This window comes from Escherichia sp. WS3227_2 (assembly GCF_046486495.1).
Taxonomy (GTDB): domain Bacteria; phylum Pseudomonadota; class Gammaproteobacteria; order Enterobacterales; family Enterobacteriaceae; genus Escherichia; species Escherichia coli.
Genome location: NZ_JBJQLG010000001.1, coordinates 520,567 through 537,334, shown reverse-complemented (window position 1 = coordinate 537,334; position 16,768 = coordinate 520,567). Strand labels below are relative to the sequence as shown.

11 protein-coding genes are annotated in these 16,768 nt (G+C 52.7%); 1 reads left to right on the top strand and 10 read right to left on the bottom strand.

Translation table 11 applies throughout. From position 1 onward, the window contains the following. Positions 1-37: 37 nt before the first annotated feature. Positions 38-730 (bottom strand): vancomycin high temperature exclusion protein, encoded by a 693-nt coding sequence (locus ACJHXB_RS02575; protein WP_000942561.1) that lies wholly within the window; start codon positions 728-730, stop codon positions 38-40. Between the two features lie 76 nt (positions 731-806). Then, positions 807-1,310 carry a M48 family metallopeptidase gene (locus tag ACJHXB_RS02570; protein WP_001308964.1) on the bottom strand — a complete coding sequence of 168 codons (504 nt, stop codon included), beginning with the start codon at positions 1,308-1,310 and terminating at the stop codon, positions 807-809. 84 nt (positions 1,311-1,394) lie between these two features. On the opposite strand from ACJHXB_RS02570, the gene rlmG reads away from it, so the two are divergent. After that, the gene (gene rlmG / locus ACJHXB_RS02565; protein WP_000018671.1) at positions 1,395-2,531 is read left to right on the top strand and encodes a 23S rRNA (guanine(1835)-N(2))-methyltransferase RlmG; all 1,137 of its coding nucleotides are present in this window, start codon (positions 1,395-1,397) and stop codon (positions 2,529-2,531) included. Positions 2,532-2,648: 117 nt separating this feature from the next. Here rlmG and fadH read toward each other — a convergent pair whose 3' ends face one another. From fadH to ebgR, 8 genes are all read right to left on the bottom strand, one after another. Continuing rightward, positions 2,649-4,667, bottom strand: a complete 2,019-nt coding sequence (gene fadH / locus ACJHXB_RS02560; protein WP_000121427.1) for an NADPH-dependent 2,4-dienoyl-CoA reductase — start codon at positions 4,665-4,667, stop codon at positions 2,649-2,651. Positions 4,668-4,971: 304 nt separating this feature from the next. After that, the gene (locus ACJHXB_RS02555; protein ID WP_000258472.1) at positions 4,972-6,513 is read right to left on the bottom strand and encodes a hypothetical protein; all 1,542 of its coding nucleotides are present in this window, start codon (positions 6,511-6,513) and stop codon (positions 4,972-4,974) included. Positions 6,514-6,804: 291 nt separating this feature from the next. Continuing rightward, positions 6,805-9,156, bottom strand: a complete 2,352-nt coding sequence (gene ygjK / locus ACJHXB_RS02550; protein ID WP_000695493.1) for an alpha-glucosidase — start codon at positions 9,154-9,156, stop codon at positions 6,805-6,807. A 16-nt stretch (positions 9,157-9,172) separates the two neighbouring features. Next, the gene (gene ygjJ / locus ACJHXB_RS02545; protein ID WP_000767652.1) at positions 9,173-10,243 is read right to left on the bottom strand and encodes a protein YgjJ; all 1,071 of its coding nucleotides are present in this window, start codon (positions 10,241-10,243) and stop codon (positions 9,173-9,175) included. A gap of 133 nt (positions 10,244-10,376) precedes the next feature. Further along, entirely contained in the window at positions 10,377-11,810 is a 1,434-nt protein-coding gene (locus ACJHXB_RS02540) for an amino acid permease (protein WP_001285446.1), read from the bottom strand. A 62-nt stretch (positions 11,811-11,872) separates the two neighbouring features. Continuing rightward, the gene (locus ACJHXB_RS02535) at positions 11,873-12,322 is read right to left on the bottom strand and encodes a beta-galactosidase subunit beta (protein WP_001219943.1); all 450 of its coding nucleotides are present in this window, start codon (positions 12,320-12,322) and stop codon (positions 11,873-11,875) included. Next, complete coding sequence (gene ebgA, locus ACJHXB_RS02530) at positions 12,319-15,411, bottom strand: beta-galactosidase subunit alpha (protein ID WP_001082903.1); 3,093 nt, start codon at positions 15,409-15,411, stop codon at positions 12,319-12,321. The genes ACJHXB_RS02535 and ebgA overlap by 4 nt, the downstream gene beginning before the upstream one ends. Positions 15,412-15,594: 183 nt before the next feature. Continuing rightward, a complete protein-coding gene (ebgR, locus tag ACJHXB_RS02525) occupies positions 15,595-16,578 on the bottom strand; it encodes a transcriptional regulator EbgR (protein WP_000212444.1) in 984 nt (327 codons plus the stop codon). Positions 16,579-16,768: the final 190 nt, after the last annotated feature.

Below are 16,768 nucleotides of genomic sequence, written 5' to 3'. Positions count from 1 at the left end.
GCACGCCTTTTTCATCTTCGACGTGCGCAGATACGCATTATTTCTGCGCCGGACAGCCATGCTCACTAAACGGCCCAATCATGACCGATGGCCCGAGATATTTCGGCTGGCGATGGAGGATTTTGGCGTCAATCACCGCGCTGACTCTGGCGAGTTTCTCCCGTAACTGAGTATAAAAACCGTGCTTCATATTGAGGTCTGGCGCGTTAAAGCCGATAGCGTCGATGCCGTACTGTTTTGCCAGCCAGATGGCGCGTTGGTTATGAAATTCTTGCGAAATAATGGTGATATGGTTTTCACCAAACACCTTTTTGGCACGCACCACGGAATCAAGCGTTGAGAATCCGGCATAGTCGCAGAAGATCACTTTCGCCGGTACGCCTTTAGCGATCAAAGCCTGCTGCATACCTGAGGCTTCATCGTAATTTTTACGTCCGTTATCGCCACTTACCAGTAGCCATTTCACTTTTCCGGCGTGGTACAACGCTGCTGCGGTATCAATACGTCGGGTAAAGTAGCGATTACCCGGCCTCGCCCCCAGCAATAAACCCACGTTACGCGCCGGAACTGCATTGACATCGCTCCAGGTCAGCTGCTTGCTGGCGTTGACCATAACGCGATCGGCAATAAAAATGGTCGCTCCTGCTATAAGCAACAATAAACAGCCAAGCTTTAGAGTCCGGCGAGAAAAACAAATACGGAGAAGAAGGCGGGCAAAGGCGCGCAGCATGGTCGTTATCCTTAACGAAAGGGGGGAGGTCGATTTTAGGCGCTAAAGGAAGAAAAGATAACGCCTGACATCATTTTCAGATTTTGTCCTGCCCAAGCGACAACTGGGTTAGCCACAGTCGGGTGTCGAACTCAAGCTGGTGGTACTGGGGTTCCATATGACAGCACAACTGGTAAAACGCTTTGTTATGCTCTTTCTCCTTCAGGTGCGCCAGCTCGTGCACCACGATCATGCGCAAAAACGGTTCCGGCGCGTTGCGAAACACGGTAGCGACGCGGATCTCCGCCTTTGCTTTCAGCTTACCGCCCTGCACACGCGAAACGGCAGTATGTAATCCGAGCGCGTTTTTCAGCACGTGGATCTTATTGTCATACATCACTTTATTGATCGGCGGGGCATTGCGCAGAAACTGATTTTTCAGATCCTGGGTATATTGCCAGAGGGCTTTATCGGTGGCGTAGTCGTGTGTTCCCGGATAACGTTTTGCCAGCACATCGCCCAGACGCTGTTCGTTAATCAGCGTTCGCACCTGGGAAAGTAGCTGGTCGGGATAACCCTGAAGATAAGTAAGATTGCTCATAACCGCCCACGAAAAAGAGAAAAAGGGTATACTCACGCACCCTTTTCAGGGGCAACGTCGAAATTTTATCATTCAGGAGGGCCGATGAGCCACTTAGACAACGGTTTCCGTTCACTGACACTACAACGTTTTCCGGCGACGGATGACGTTAACCCACTACAGGCGTGGGAAGCGGCGGATGAATATTTGCTGCAACAGTTGGACGACACAGAAATCCGCGGCCCGGTGTTGATCCTGAATGATGCCTTTGGTGCGTTAAGTTGTGCGCTGGCGGAACATAAGCCATACAGCATTGGCGACTCATACATCAGCGAACTGGCGACGCGCGAGAATTTACGCCTCAACGGGATTGATGAGTCGAGCGTGAAGTTTCTCGACAGCACCGCCGACTACCCGCAACAGCCGGGCGTGGTACTGATCAAAGTACCGAAAACACTGGCGTTGCTGGAACAACAACTGCGTGCGCTGCGCAAAGTGGTCACGCCGGATACACGTATTATTGCCGGTGCCAAAGCCCGTGACATCCACACTTCCACGCTGGAACTGTTCGAAAAAGTGCTCGGCCCGACCACCACCACGCTGGCATGGAAGAAGGCACGCTTAATTAACTGTACTTTCAACGAGCCGCCGCTGGCCGATGCGCCGCAGACCGTTAGCTGGAAACTGGAAGGTACTGACTGGACTATCCACAACCATGCGAATGTCTTCTCCCGCACCGGGCTGGATATTGGCGCGCGCTTCTTTATGCAGCATCTGCCAGAGAATCTCGAAGGTGAGATTGTCGATCTCGGTTGTGGTAATGGCGTTATTGGTCTGACGCTGCTTGATAAAAACCCGCAGGCGAAAGTGGTGTTTGTCGATGAATCGCCGATGGCGGTTGCTTCCAGCCGTTTGAACGTTGAAACCAACATGCCAGAGGCGTTGGATCGCTGCGAGTTTATGATCAACAACGCGCTCTCCGGCGTGGAGCCTTTCCGCTTTAATGCTGTGCTCTGCAACCCGCCGTTTCATCAGCAACATGCGCTGACCGATAACGTCGCCTGGGAGATGTTCCACCACGCCCGCCGCTGTCTGAAAATCAACGGCGAGCTATATATCGTTGCCAACCGTCACCTGGATTACTTCCATAAACTGAAGAAGATTTTCGGCAACTGCACCACCATCGCCACGAATAATAAATTTGTGGTGCTGAAAGCAGTGAAGCTGGGGCGTCGTCGGTAAGATTGGCAGCTACCTGCCAGATAAGGCGTAAACGCCTTATCTGGCATACGTTCAGCACGTTACCCCCAGGTCGGATAAGACGCGGCAAGCGTCGCATCCGGCGCTTCAAATAACGATTTAAATCTCCAGCGCCAGCCGTGTTCCCTGGGCAATTGCCCGTCGTGCGTCCAGCTCCATAGCTACATCGCAGCCGCCAATTAAATGCACAGTTTTCCCGCTATCAATCAGCGGTTGCGCCAGCGCGCGGTTTGGCTCTTGCCCTGCGCAGATCACCACATTGTCCACTGCTAATACCTGCGTTTCGCCGTTGATCACCACATGCAGCCCGTCATCGTCGATCTTCTGATAACTTACGCCTGGGATCATTTTCACGCCGCGCGAGAGCAGGGTGGTGCGATGGATCCAGCCGGTGGTTTTGCCTAACCCCTGTCCCGGTTTGCTGGCTTTGCGCTGGAGCATCACAATCTGCCGTGGGCTACGCGGGATCTGCATTCCCTGCGGGCTTAAGCCACCAGCCTGTTGCAGGCTGCTGTCGATCCCCCACTCATTACAGAACTCGGCAATGTTCTTGCTGGTGGACTCACCCGGCTGACTTAAAAACATCGCCGTATCAAAACCAATCCCGCCACAACCGATGATTGCTACCTTTTTGCCCACAAGCGCTTTGTCGCGCAGTACGTCGAGATAACTCAACACCTTCGGATGATCGATTCCGTCGATAGGTGGAATGCGCGGTACGATCCCGCTAGCGAGGATCGTTTCATCGAACGACTGTAACTGATCCGCCGTCACGGTGTGATTGAGTTTCAGCGTCACGCCCGTCACTTCGATCATCCGGCGGTAATAGCGCAGCGTTTCGTAAAACTCCTCTTTGCCAGGGATCTGTTTGGCGATATTAAACTGACCGCCGATCTCACTGTGAGCATCAAACAACGTTACCTGATGACCACGCGCCGCCGCGTTAATGGCAAACGCCAGCCCTGCCGGACCTGCGCCGACCACCGCCAGATTTTTTTTCTGCACGGCAGGAAGGATCGGCATTTTGGTTTCGTGGCAGGCGCGAGGATTCACCAGGCACGAGGTGACTTTGCCCACGAAGATCTGATCGAGACAGGCCTGGTTGCAGCCAATACAGGTGTTGATCTCATCGGCTCGTCCCGATTGCGCTTTTGACAGCAGCTCCGCATCAGCAAGAAACGGTCGTGCCATCGACACCATATCGGCATCGCCGCGCGAGAGAATGTCGTCGGCAACCTGCGGATCGTTAATTCGGTTGGTGGTCACCAGCGGCAGCGAAACGTGGCCTTTCAGTTTGCGCGTGACCCAGCTAAATGCGCCGCGCGGCACGGGCGTGGCGATGGTCGGAATACGCGCTTCATGCCAGCCAATGCCAGTATTAATAATGGTTGCACCAGCCGCTTCGATGGCCTGCGCCAGTTCTACCGTTTCGGCAAAAGTGCCGCCGCCTTCGACCAGGTCGAGCATCGACAAACGGTAGATAATAATGAAGTCATTGCCGACGCGTTCGCGCACCGCACGCACTACTTCTACGGCAAATCGCATCCGGTTGCGGTAATCGCCGCCCCACTGGTCACTGCGCTGATTGGTGCGCAGCGTCAGAAATTCGTTGATCAAATACCCTTCGGAACCCATCACCTCTACACCGTCGTATCCTGCCTCCCGCGCCAGTTGCGCGCAGCGGGCGAAATCGTCGATCAGTTGCAGGATCTCTTCATGGCTTAACTCATGGGGAACGAAACGGTTGATGGGAGCCTGCAATGCGGAAGGAGCGACCAGATGCGGTTGGTAGCTGTAGCGCCCGGTATGCAAAATTTGCAGGGCGATTTTGCCGCCTTCCTGATGTACGGCTTCGGTAATGGTGCGATGGTGTGGGATCTGGCTTGCGTCATTGAGCATTGCGCCGCCTTCCATGCCAACGCCTGTTAAATCTGGTGCAATACCGCCGCTGACAATCAACGCCACGCCGTGACGGGCGCGTTCAGCATAAAACGCTGCCAGCCGTTCAGCGCCGTCCGGGTATTCCTCCAGTCCCGTGTGCATTGAACCCATCAGTACTCGGTTTTTTAACGTGGTGAAGCCTAAATCCAGCGGGGCGAACAGCGACGGGTAGCTCATAAAATTGTCCAGTATGTAAAATAATTGTTATGTGGTCGGATGAGTTCTAATTTAGCCGTCGCCGGGGAAAAGGGAAAAAGGGAGTGCGGGGTTTGTGATGGGATTCAAAAAGAATACGCCCATTGGAAATGCCGGATACGACGCTTGTCGCGTCTTATCTGTATATGGACACCTCTCGTTGTGCAAGTACGGTGTTCGAAAAATTAATAGGTAACGTGGTGGTCGTCCTGACAGGACGGCAGGCTACGGAGATAGTAAATCACGCTATCTTTAGCCCGCTCATCCGGGGGCATCTTCGACCATTTCAGGATGACTTCGTCGATAATGGGGGCTTTTTGGTCCCTTTCTGTCTTGCTAGGACGGAGGGCAATTGCGGGCCAGGCGCATGTTCCGCACTCTGATTTCCATCCATCAGTAAGGGCTGTGAAGACCTGAAACTTCGGATGTTTTTGACATGGGGGCTGGCCCTTTTGGCCACTTTCCGCCTAACCTGGACGCGGGGGCGGGTGGGCAGTGGCGGGGTAGCCTCATTTTCCGTGCTCAGGTTTCCTTCCGCCAGGAAGGGGAGGGAGGATCTGAAATCAAGTGTTCCTTGCTGGTTGCTTGATACCAGTGCTGCGGCAATGGTGCGAAACAGAGTACGGTCAGCTGTTGCACAAGCTGGCACCCCGCCCCCACAGACCTTAAGGTTCACAGAGCGACTATACCTTCCCGGCGTGACGGTGATGGTATGGCCGGAAAACCCGAAACTGAACGATTCAGGGATTATCTGCTTATCACCCCTCACCGTCTGGTACCGATATAGTGCGTTCGTCATGGCAACTGCCAGTTCGTTAACCCGGTCAGGAACAGCTATGCTGCGGTCCGTATCCGCGTTGATTAATTTTATCATCAGCTTCAGAATTACCCGACTGTGCAGGGTCTGCTGCAGGGCCAGGGAAGTTGCAGCGGCCTCACTGATACGGCATGACACCATTGCCGCGGCAATGGTGCGAAACCGGGCACTGCCAACACATTCACGGACCGTCACCCCGCCCCTACTGACCTCAATCTGCACTAATTTGCTATTACTCTCCGCCTTCGTAAAGGTGATGGTGTGGCTGGAAAAAAAGAAACTGAACCTGAACGGCTCAGTGAATGGCTCAGTGCGTTGCAGCTCAGTCCTCACCACCGTCTGATACAGAAACAGCGCGTTCGTCATGGCAACTACCAGTTCATTAACCTCGTCCGTATCCGCGTTGATTAAATTTATTATCTTATTCAGAATTTCACAGCCGTGCTGGTTCTGCAGCAGGGGCCGGGACATTATCGCGCCCGCGCTGATGCTGGAGTTGCGTGGTGTTACCATGAAATGCATTCCTTCCCCTTGTTTTTCTTCCTTGAGTGAGGGAAAGAAATCATATGTTCCTGGCTGGCGACTGCGTGACATCATTGTTGTGACAAAGGCGTGAAACAGGGCACAGTCAGCATCGCCACGGGCATTCCCCCCGTCCTTGCTGACCGCAATGTTCACGAGATTGTCCCCGTTGTAATCCCTTTTCGTGTTCGTGAAGGTGATGGTGTGGCCGGAAAAACAGAAACTGAACGGCTCAGGAATGTACAGGACACGTCCCGGCATGTTCGGATACTCCGGCAGTTCGTTCGTCATCACTGTGTACGGCTGCAGAGCGTCCGCCATGGTAGCCACCAGTGCGTTAACCTGGTCAGGAACACCCGTGCTGCAGTCTATATTCCTGTTGATTAAATTTAACATCTCTTCCAGACGTGTCCTGCAGCTCTCCTGGTTCTCCAGGGCCAGGGGCAATGTCATACCTGCACTGGCTTTGATGTGGCATGGTGTTACCATGTAATGAATTCCTTTCTCTCAGGGGGGCATATAGTGCCATGTTTGCTCACTGGCCCCCCGGAGAGCGGCTGACCCGTTTGTTCAACTCAACAGCTCCAGCACCAGTCAGTGAACAGGGCGCATAACCGTCGAACCATTAAACGTCAGACGGCAAATCAGTATTATTTTATTAATTTCGGTCAGTTGCATTCCGGTTTTTACCGCAGTTTAAAAGAAAAGAGTGCGTATACCCCCGATGCCGCAGGCCAGGGCGGATAAGGCGTTCACGCCGCATCCGCCAGCTGTTGCAAATTACTGCTTACGGAAAAAACCGTTATACAACATATACAAATGCGCGGCGCTCCAGGAGAAATTTGGTGCTCCTTGCTGTGCGCCGGTCAGCGGGTTGTAATTTTCCTGAATCGGGCCGTCGGCGGTTAACCCTTTGGCGTGCCGGAAGAACGTATCCGCCAGTTTCAGGGCATCATCGCGATAACCGTAACGTTCCATCCCTTTCAGACCAAACCAGAACTGATCCACCCATACGCGCCCGCGCCAGTAGATATCAGCGCCAAAAGCCGGATTGGTTAACGCCGCCGTTCCCAGCGGAACAAAGGTGTTGAACTCTTTAGGATCGAGCATCACCTTCACCACCGCGTCTGCGTTGGCCTGCGTTGCCGCACCGTTAAACAGCGGTGACCAGCCTTCTGGCCCTTTACCGCGCTCGACAATCGGTTTGCCCGCGCAGCCGTTCGCCAGTGGTTTATCTTCAATGCGCACGTCATAGTAGAACTGTGTAGTCGGGTCGAACATACAGGTGTTGATGTAGTCCGCGAGCTGCTGTGCCAACTGGCGATAGCGTTTGGCCTCTTCCGGCTTACCGAGTATGGTTGCCATCTCCGCCAGATAATGGTTATCGCTGTACATATAGCTGGCTTGATCCACCGACTCCTGCAATAGCGAGTAGCCCAGCAACGTTCCGTCCTGACTGCGGTTTTCGGCGAATTTCACCGTCCAGTCGCTACGTTTGCCGCCATTAGCGACATATTTATCCAGCTGTTCTTTGTCGATAAACCCAAAGACGGCGGCGTCATCACGACCTGATTCCCACGACGCAGCAACCTGTGCCGGAATTTCCAGACTGTCGTACTGGCCTTTCTCCACCACGCGGGCGTAGTTGTTCAGCCCAGACTGCGTCTCTTCTTTGTCACCTTTTTTCACCGTAAACAGCATCTCGCCGCTCTCAGTGTTGTGGGCTTTGTCGCGGGTCGCGCCATATTCCGGCACGCCGTTGCTGTTATGATCGCGGTTACGTAACCACCAGTCGTGATAGGCCACCAGTTTCGGGTACATCTCTGCCAACCAGGCTTTATCCTGGGTGACGTTGTACACTTCCATCACCGACCAGGCGGCAAGGCTGGGTTTGGTATTACGTTCGTTCCAGTTGCCGCCATCGCCGCCACGCTCGGGGCTAAGGTTCCACGCTATCAGGTCGGGGACAAAGCCCACATCCTGCGGACGCACGCGGTCGCCGGGCTGGATCTGCCAGGAGAAGACCGCGCGGATATTCTCTTTGGCGATGTCCGGATTGAAATGCGCCATCGCAAACGCCTGCTTCCAGGTATCCCACGGCCAGGTCTGGTTGCCGGAGAACCAGCGTCCGGTCACCGACGGCGTGACGGTGTTATATTTCACCGCACCGCCCGGTGAGCGCCAGTTACCGTTGAGTGTTTCGATCGCTTTCACCGCGACGCGCGTCTGTTCCGGCGTCGCATCCGGATTGGTTAACCCTTTCTTCAGATACTCTTCCCAGCGTTGCTGCGAGGCGGTGAGATAAAACGCCGGACGCGCCAGAATATCGCGGATCTGCATTTGCTCTTTGCTAACTTCCTGAGCGGTCAGCAGATGGGAATAGGTGGTGTAGAGCGTCGTCGAACCGTTGATATGCGCCTTACTGGTAAAGCGATTACCGTTGATTTCAGTCTGCACCGGCAGGGATTTATGCACCTGATATTCTGATTCACCGGAGGTCAGCAGATCCCAGGTGGCGCGCACTTTGCCAAAGGTGACTTTCAGGCCATCACGGGTGGCGCTGATTTTGCGCTGATAGTCAGGGTACTCGCCAGCAATGGTTTTATCGGAAAGCGGTTTCCCTTCTTTCGCTTCCAGTTTTTCCAGCAGTTCGCCGTCCCACACCAGATCCAGCGGTTTATTGCTGGTGATTTTGGTTTCCAGTAGTGACGTGCGCGGCGTGGCGAAGCGAAGAGTCATTTCGACCTGTACATCTTTTGCTGTCAGTTTTTGCACCAGCGCGCCGGGAATACTGTATGCCTCCAGCGTGAAGTCGACTTTCTTACCGTCCTGCCAGACGGTCAGGCGGTCGAAATTGCTGGCCATAAAGTTGATGTACTCTTCCGTCAGCAGCGCAACGCCCGGAAAGCCGCCCATGGTGTTCGGGCCGTCTGGCAACAGATGGCCATGCCAGGCTCCGAGATCGAAAAACGGATTAAAACGCTGGTGATCGTCGTAATCGTAATCCTTCATGTACTGCGGCGCGCCAGTACGGTTAATCACGTTTTTATAATTGTCGGCGTTAGCGGCATGGGCGGAAAAACTTATCAGCAGAGCGCAGGTTACTGGCGTTAAAATAGTTTTGATTTTCATGAAATTACAGTCCTTATTACCAGTAGAAATATTGCATCAGGAAGATTTGGTCGCTGGGATCGTGAGAGGCATTTTTCATGTAGAAGCGGCTATCAAAAGCCGTTGCGAAACGTCCGCCGCCGTATTCGTACCAGATACCAAACTGCATGAAAGAGGTGGTTTCATCGTCAGCGTGGTCAGGGCGATGTTTGGCGTAGGTGTAAGCGGTGGAGAGATAAACGCCCTTTAAAGCTTCATACATGGCGCTCACCATCATCCCGCTTTCACTTCCCGGTACGTCCAGCCCGTCGGCGCGTCCGGTATGGTGCCAGGCGCGAGCGGCAAAGTTAGGGGTAAGCAGGCCCGTCAGATAGAGTTGTCCTGTGCCGTCGGTGATTTCCAGACCGTTCATCCAGGTGATGCCTTCGGCAAGGTCATACTGGATGTAACCGTTCATCATTGCCGGATAGGTGTATTTGTCGTCGTAGCGATCGTACTTGCCAAAATGTAGCCAGGCTTTGCTTTCGTCATGATGTCCGGCAGGCGTGGCGGTGACGCTATAACGAAAGTTGCCGCTTAAGTTCTGCACCTTCAGCGCGGTCATAATGTCGCGGGTATTGGGAATGACGTAGCCCAGATCGGGGGTGAAGTCGCCCCACCATTGCAGGTCATCCAGCGAGGAATCCTGACGCAGACTGAGCATGATTTCGGTGCCATCATTGGTTCGATAACCGCCATAGAAACGGTTAATCCCACCTTCGAAACCACCCCAGCTATGGTCAGGCACCCAGGCATTACCGTCGTGGTCGGCCTGTACGGTCCAGCCTTCGCCGTAAATCAGGCCGAACCAGGAGCCGTACTTCATCTCCAGTCCACCTTCAATATAGGTGCCGTCGCTGTATTTATGTTTATTCTCACCCTCTAAATCCATATATCCACCAACCCCTAATTCGCCGTAAAAACGAAATGAAGGAGAAGATGTCGAGGTAATGGCGGGTGTTTTTGTGTCGTCATGTTCTGCCGGACGAGCTTCTTCTCCTGCCGCAGAAAAGGCGTAGCAAAACGGCAGAGCAAGTAATGCTCTGCATGGTGCAGTGATTAATTTCATTGTGTTAATCCATGAGCTAAAGAAAAAGTACAGCCTTTTATCGTTGTAATTATAAAAATATAAAGGCAGAAACTATTTTCCCTCTCCCCATCCAGGAAGAGGGAAAATGCCTGCTCATTTTTTATTAGTCTGCTTAATCAACATTGCTGGCTGGCGTCGCTTCAATATGGCGCTCTTCAGCCGTTAATCCCTTTATATATTTACTGTATTTCCACCACGCAAAGCCGAGGAAGATAACAATACCGCCGACGTTATAAAAAATGATGGTCAGAATATTCGCGCCAGTCGGGAATGTCGAAGCGACAAACCCTACGGCAAATATCGCAATCAGCATTGAAACAACGATAATACCGGTGCGGCGGGAGCCCATGCGGAAATCGCGTGGCAGGTGATCTAATTTGGCGCGTAAATTCAGGTAAGCCAGCATGATGAATAACGGCGGAAGCATGGACGCTGCGGCAGTCATATTAATAATAGTATTCATCAGATCCTGCACGGTATTGGAACCGAGCATCGGGATAATCATCAGCGGGATGACGATCAGGAACTGGATCCACGCTGCACGCGCCGGAACGCCATTTTCGTTCAGTTCGACGGTTTTCTTACCAAAGATGCCTTCCGGGATTTCGGAGAAGAAAATTTTCACCGGCGTTGCGGTCCACATCAGCAGGGAACCGAACATCGCGGTAAAGGACACCAGACCGACAAAGCGATTCATCAACGCTTCCGGCAGACCAAAATACGCCGCCATGCCGTGGAATACCTGTACCGAGCCGCCAGTAAATTTCAACTCTTTGCTGCTGACGAAGACGTTAATCAGCACCGAGGAAACGGAATACAGTACGCCGATAAAAATCCCGGCGAGGATGATCACTTTAACGAACGATTTCGAACCGCCTTTGACGTCGTTAACGTACACCGCGACGGACTCCGCGCCACCTGCGGCCATAAAGATCCAGGTGGTAACGCCGAGGAACGCCCAGTTGAAGTTCGGGATCATCGCGTCAACGGTGATCGGATCGGCAGGCTGTACGCCGCCAACCAGTGCCGTACCTGCCAGTAAAATGTAGGAGAGCGTTAACAGCAGCATCAGCGTTGAAGTGACGGAGGTAATTGGCCCCAACATTTTCGCCCCGTTGGTAGAAACCCAGGTGGAGAAGGCGAACAGCACCATACTGATAATGGTGGTGGCAACCGGTGTCATAATATATTCGTAGCCGAGGAAGGCATACGAAGCATAAGCAATAACGCGCGGTAACAGCGAGGTGAAAAAGAACAGGTTTACGAACCAGTAGGTATAGGCAGTAATAAATGCCCAACGCCCGCCCAGCGAACTTTTTACCCACGCGTAGACACCAGCTTCTGAGTTTTTATTTAACGAAACAAATTCTGCGATGATCAGACAGAAGGGAATAAAATAAAAAATCGTCGCGAGGAAAAACATCGGTGCCGAGGCCAGTCCAAGCTCAATATTATTATTGATAACGTTGTTAAAGCTGTAAACGGCGGCAAAAGTCAGCGAGAGCAAGCCGAATTTGCCGATTGTATTACGTTTGGTATCAGACATAACACATCTCCGAAAATGAGTAGGGTAGCGGTGGCGGCAAACTCCTTTTGCCGCCGTAGTTGTTATTTGTTATGGAAATAACCATCTTCGATGGTGACTTTGAGAACCACTTTTTTGACCGCGTTATTGCAGATAAACCGATAAGCTTCATGGATATCGCAAATAACGATTTGCCCTTCGTGGACCTCAACGGTTTCTCCGCAGCCTTTTAAATATTCACGGTCAGTTTCATCACGATAATATTCCACTACTTGTAATGTCTCTTTCGGCGCATATTCAATTTTTTGCTGCCCTTGCAGGTAGTAATGCACTTCAAAATAGCGTCGATGCCCGGTAAATAGCGCATCGGTCGCGGAGTCATTTTCCACACGGTAGGTCAATGAATCACCGATGGAGTGGGCGACGCCAGGCTGAATGTTGTCGATATTTTCAATCGCTTCAACGCAGCGTTGCCACTTCTTGCCAGAGGCGTAAATCTGGCGGAACTGTTCTAAGTTATCGATGATCCTCATTGCTTATTCTCGCTGTGCAAATTCGTGGAAAAGAACCCTGCGCCGAACTCATACGACGCCAGGCTTTGCGCGGTAGCTTCTCCGCCAGAAACCGGCAGCAACGTAAAGCCGTAGCTGAAGTCACGGAACCAGACGCGCCAGGAGTCCAGCACCTCGCTGCCCCAGGAGTTGGAGCCGAGGCCAAGCAGCTGGTGGTCGAGATTCAGAGTGATGTCATCACTGCGCTGAAGCTCGTTACAGTGCTGGGCAGCGTGGATGTTTTCCTGGGTATAGCGCCAGGCGCTGAAGTTAATGGGGCGCTGTGGAACCACCAGCAGACCGTTGCCGTGGCGGTTAGTGAGTGCCGTCCAGCGGACATGCTGACGGTTACCGTTGTTCTGCGGGAAGGGATAGTTCTCGAACATGGCATCGACGGTGCTGCGCCAGATATCAATGATGTTAGCCTGCTGGCTGTCGGCGTAGTTTTCGCCCGGTCCACGACCGTAATACGCCACCTGGTCGTATTCGCCGTTAATCCCCATGGTGAAACCGATGCACGGAATGATGTGCGGATAGTCGCCGTAACGCTCGCCGGAAAGCGCCACGTTAACCTGGCCATCGGCAGCGATGCGCCAGATGTAGGTGCAGCGCATTCCGAAGTCAAACACCGGCGGTGCTATAACCGTGCGGCTGATGATCAACACTTCACCATCGCTCTGTTCTACGGCAAAGTCGCGCAGATGTTCCTGCATGATCTGCAAATGATTCGGTTGCCACAGCCCTTCGTATTCCTGCTTGTGGTTGTCGATCATCGGCTTGAAGAAGTTGATCTTTGGCTCGCGGGTCAGCAGCGACTCGCCATTCACCTGCCAGGATGTCGGTTTGCCACTCATTTTTGAGAAGGTGATTGCGAAGTTGTAGCCGCGAACGGTGCAGCTCAAACGATCGTCTTCCAGCGTCAGCGGACGCGCATTATTCGGCGCGAAAGGCACAGGCTGCGCGGTGTTTTCCTTCAGCGGGAACTGATAAGTGGCGATAGGGTGTCCGGCTTCGCTGTAGCGGGTGCGGGAATCTTTGGTCACCGTAATGTTGAGAAACGCTTCACGAGCGTCCAGTTGCGGCAGCGTGATCTGCAAGGAGGCTTCGCTGTTCGGTGCAACGTCGCACAGTTTAATCTGCTGCGTCGCGAGCGTTTCACCTTCGGCGCGCACCTCTGCGTGCAGGGTGTAGTCATCAAGCGTGGTAAACCACAGTTTATTTTCGACTTTCAGTTCGCCGCGAGTCAGATCCAGCGCGTGGATTTTTACCGGCGCAATAACCTGTTTGTACTCTTTCAGGCCCGGTCCCGGCGTCTGATCGGAATAGATCAAACCATCAAGACAGAAGTTATAGTTGTTGGGATAGTCGCCGTAGTCGCCGCCGAATTTATACCAGACATTGCCGTTGTCATCCTGCGCCTGGATCCCGTGGTCGCACCATTCCCAGACATAATGTCCCTGAATGCAATCGTGCTTATAGAAGACGTTCTGGTACTCCGTCAGCCCGCCCGGTCCGTTCCCCATCGCATGAGCATATTCACAGATGATGCGCGGCTTCGGATGCGGGTATTCACCAAACTCATTCATCAGCGGCACGCGGGTGTACATGGTGGAAATAATATCGACCACTTCAGCATCGCGATCTTCTTCGTAATGCACCAGTCGCGTGTCATCCAGCGCCTTCGCCGCATGGTACATCGCGCGGATGTTACAGCCATAGCCGGATTCATTGCCCAGCGACCAGATGATGATCGAAGGATGGTTTTTCTGCGCGTGAATATGGCGAACAATGCGCTCGACGTAGACGTTTTCCCACTGCGGATCGTCGGTAATACGGCTGATATCGCCGACATTGGCAAAGCCGTGCGATTCGACGTCGGTTTCCGCCATCACAAACAGGCCGTAGATATCACACAGTTCGTAAAAACGCGGATCGTTCGGGTAGTGAGCGGTACGCACGGAGTTGATGTTGTGCTGCTTCATCAACTGGAGATCTTTCTCGACGCGATCCATTCCAACGGCGCGGCCTTTGCGATGATCGTTGTCGTGACGGTTGACGCCGTGCAGCATCACATAACGGTTATTGATCCAGAACAGACCGTCGCGCACTTTGATATCACGGAAGCCAACACGTTGTGGCACAACTTCCAGAACGTTGCCGTCGGTGTCTTTCAGCGTCATGACCAGATGGTAAAGATAAGGGGATTCCGCTGACCATTGCTGCGGCTGTTCGACAGTAAAAGCAAAGCTGGCGCTGGTCAGTTTTTCAATTGCCAGATGATCAATGGTGCTACTGTGCACCACGCGTTCGCCATCAAACAGGGTATATTCCAGCGTTGTGACGACAGGGGAGGCGGCGAGATTTTCCAGCACCACTTCGCAGGAAAGCGTGGCATCGCAATAGGCTTCGTCAAAGTCGGTACGAACGGTGAAATCGTTAATATGCGTGAGTTGTTTTCCGACCAGATAAACATCGCGGAAGATCCCCGCCGACCACCACATATCCTGGTCTTCCACGTAGGTGGAATCCGCCCACTGCATCACGCGCACACACAACAGGTTGTCGCCAGTTTTAACCATCGCGCTGATGTCAAACTCTGCGGTCAGGCGACTGCCCTTGCTGAACCCCACATACTGACCGTTAACGTAGACTTCAAAATAGGTTTCGACGCCGTCAAATTTAATCAGCGTCTGTTTACCCTGCCAGCCGTCGCTGAGGGTGAAAATACGTTGATAGGCACCGGTTGGGTTATCGCTGGGGACAAACGGCACATCGATAGGGAACGGAAAACCTTCGTCGGTATATTGCAGTTTGCCGTGACCTTCCATTTGCCACATGGCGGGGACGGTAATATGCCCCCAGTCAGCCATTAACTCAGAGGTGAAGGCTTCTGGCACTTGCAGCGGATGGTCAAAAAAGTGGAAATTCCACTGACCGCTTAAGGGCAGAAACAGGCTGCTCGTTTCGCGGGCAAAGGTACGCGCCTGCGCAACAGAATCATATGAAAAAAAGTACGCACGCGGCGCAAGTCGGTTTTCGTGGGTGAGCTGAATGTTTTCCCAGCGATTCATAGGGCCTCCCGGTAGAGAGATATCGAAACCATTCATGGTGATGGTAGTTTGTGTAATTGCTGGGGAGTTTAGTAAAATTTTTACTAAAAAGTAGCGGGTAAATGCATTTACTTTAACTGGATCACGAAAATAAACGGCAGCACTGTCCGGCAAAAACGATTGCCGGACAGTGTGTAAGGGGATTTAGCGGGTCGTGCCGCGCAGTTTTAATTTGCTGGGAACGAAGACTAACAGCGGCAGCGCGCGACCATCGCGAGCCTTTTCATACAACAGGTTAACGCCCTGACTTCCCATCATCTCGGAATGGATGCGCACGGTTGAGAGCGGCGGAAAGGTAAATCGCGCGGTGGGGATGTCGTTCACGCTGATAAGCGAAATATCCTGTGGGATGTTCAGGCCTCGTTCATGAATTGCCCGCAGTACGCCGATAGCAATGGAATCAGAAGCGACAAACAACGCCTTCGGGTAGTCTTCCCGCGCCAGCATTTGTTTTGCCAGTTCATAGCCCGACGAACTGGAAAAGCCTCCGCGCCAGATATCCTCTTCGCGTACCACTTGTTTCAGTCGGCCATATTCCGCAAAGGCGACCTCACGAATATCCGCCTTGCCAGGCTCATCTTCACCGCCAATAAAACCAATACGATTAACGCCCTGATTGATATAGAAGTCGATGATTTCTTTACTGATGCGTGCCAGATCGATATCCACCGCATCGTAACCGCTGCCGGGTTCGTGAAAGTCGATAAAACAGATATTGTCGGTCAATGCGCTGGCAGCGGCGCGCAGGGCGGGCGTGGGTTTGCCGACAATTAAAATACCGGTGACGTTTTTAATGTCTGGTAAGCCGTTGTGTTCATAACAGTTGGTCAGTTCGATCGCCAGCTTTTCGCACTGAGTTTCAATGCCGTGGCGGATCGCCAGATAGTAAGGATCGTTGATCTCCAGCTCCTGCTGGTAGCTGTAGATAGCCAGAATATGGTGTTGGTTAACTGCACCTGTCTGGAGTTTACGGGCGCTACTGGTCTTGTACTCCAGCTTTTCGGCGATCTCCAGAATGCGATGTTTCGTCTCTTCTTTCACATTCAATGTTGGATCGTCATTTAAGACCCTGGATACTGTCGCTAGGGATACGCCAGCTTCGATTGCGATGTCTTTTAGTGTTGCCATGTTTACCTTTTTTACTTTCCCTGATGTGCGCTTCCATTGTAGAGGAAGTGCTTATCGGGTCACCTGTTTTCAGTAAATAAAGCGCGTTTCTTTGACGCTGTAACGGTAACACAGCGGCTTACGAATGTGATCACGCCTGCATTCTCCATTTTTAGCCTACAGGATTGAGAAAAACTTTTGCTATAGTTTA

What these genes read in the sequence shown, in the direction of transcription:
- ACJHXB_RS02575 (WP_000942561.1), bottom strand. Translation starts at nt 730, where the DNA reads ATGCTGCGCGCCTTTGCCCGCCTTCTTCTCCGTATTTGTTTTTCTCGC.
- ACJHXB_RS02570 (WP_001308964.1), bottom strand. Translation starts at nt 1,310, where the DNA reads ATGAGCAATCTTACTTATCTTCAGGGTTATCCCGACCAGCTACTTTCC.
- rlmG (WP_000018671.1), top strand. Translation starts at nt 1,395, where the DNA reads ATGAGCCACTTAGACAACGGTTTCCGTTCACTGACACTACAACGTTTT.
- fadH (WP_000121427.1), bottom strand. Translation starts at nt 4,667, where the DNA reads ATGAGCTACCCGTCGCTGTTCGCCCCGCTGGATTTAGGCTTCACCACG.
- ACJHXB_RS02555 (WP_000258472.1), bottom strand. Translation starts at nt 6,513, where the DNA reads ATGGTAACACCATGCCACATCAAAGCCAGTGCAGGTATGACATTGCCC.
- ygjK (WP_000695493.1), bottom strand. Translation starts at nt 9,156, where the DNA reads ATGAAAATCAAAACTATTTTAACGCCAGTAACCTGCGCTCTGCTGATA.
- ygjJ (WP_000767652.1), bottom strand. Translation starts at nt 10,243, where the DNA reads ATGAAATTAATCACTGCACCATGCAGAGCATTACTTGCTCTGCCGTTT.
- ACJHXB_RS02540 (WP_001285446.1), bottom strand. Translation starts at nt 11,810, where the DNA reads ATGTCTGATACCAAACGTAATACAATCGGCAAATTCGGCTTGCTCTCG.
- ACJHXB_RS02535 (WP_001219943.1), bottom strand. Translation starts at nt 12,322, where the DNA reads ATGAGGATCATCGATAACTTAGAACAGTTCCGCCAGATTTACGCCTCT.
- ebgA (WP_001082903.1), bottom strand. Translation starts at nt 15,411, where the DNA reads ATGAATCGCTGGGAAAACATTCAGCTCACCCACGAAAACCGACTTGCG.
- ebgR (WP_000212444.1), bottom strand. Translation starts at nt 16,578, where the DNA reads ATGGCAACACTAAAAGACATCGCAATCGAAGCTGGCGTATCCCTAGCG.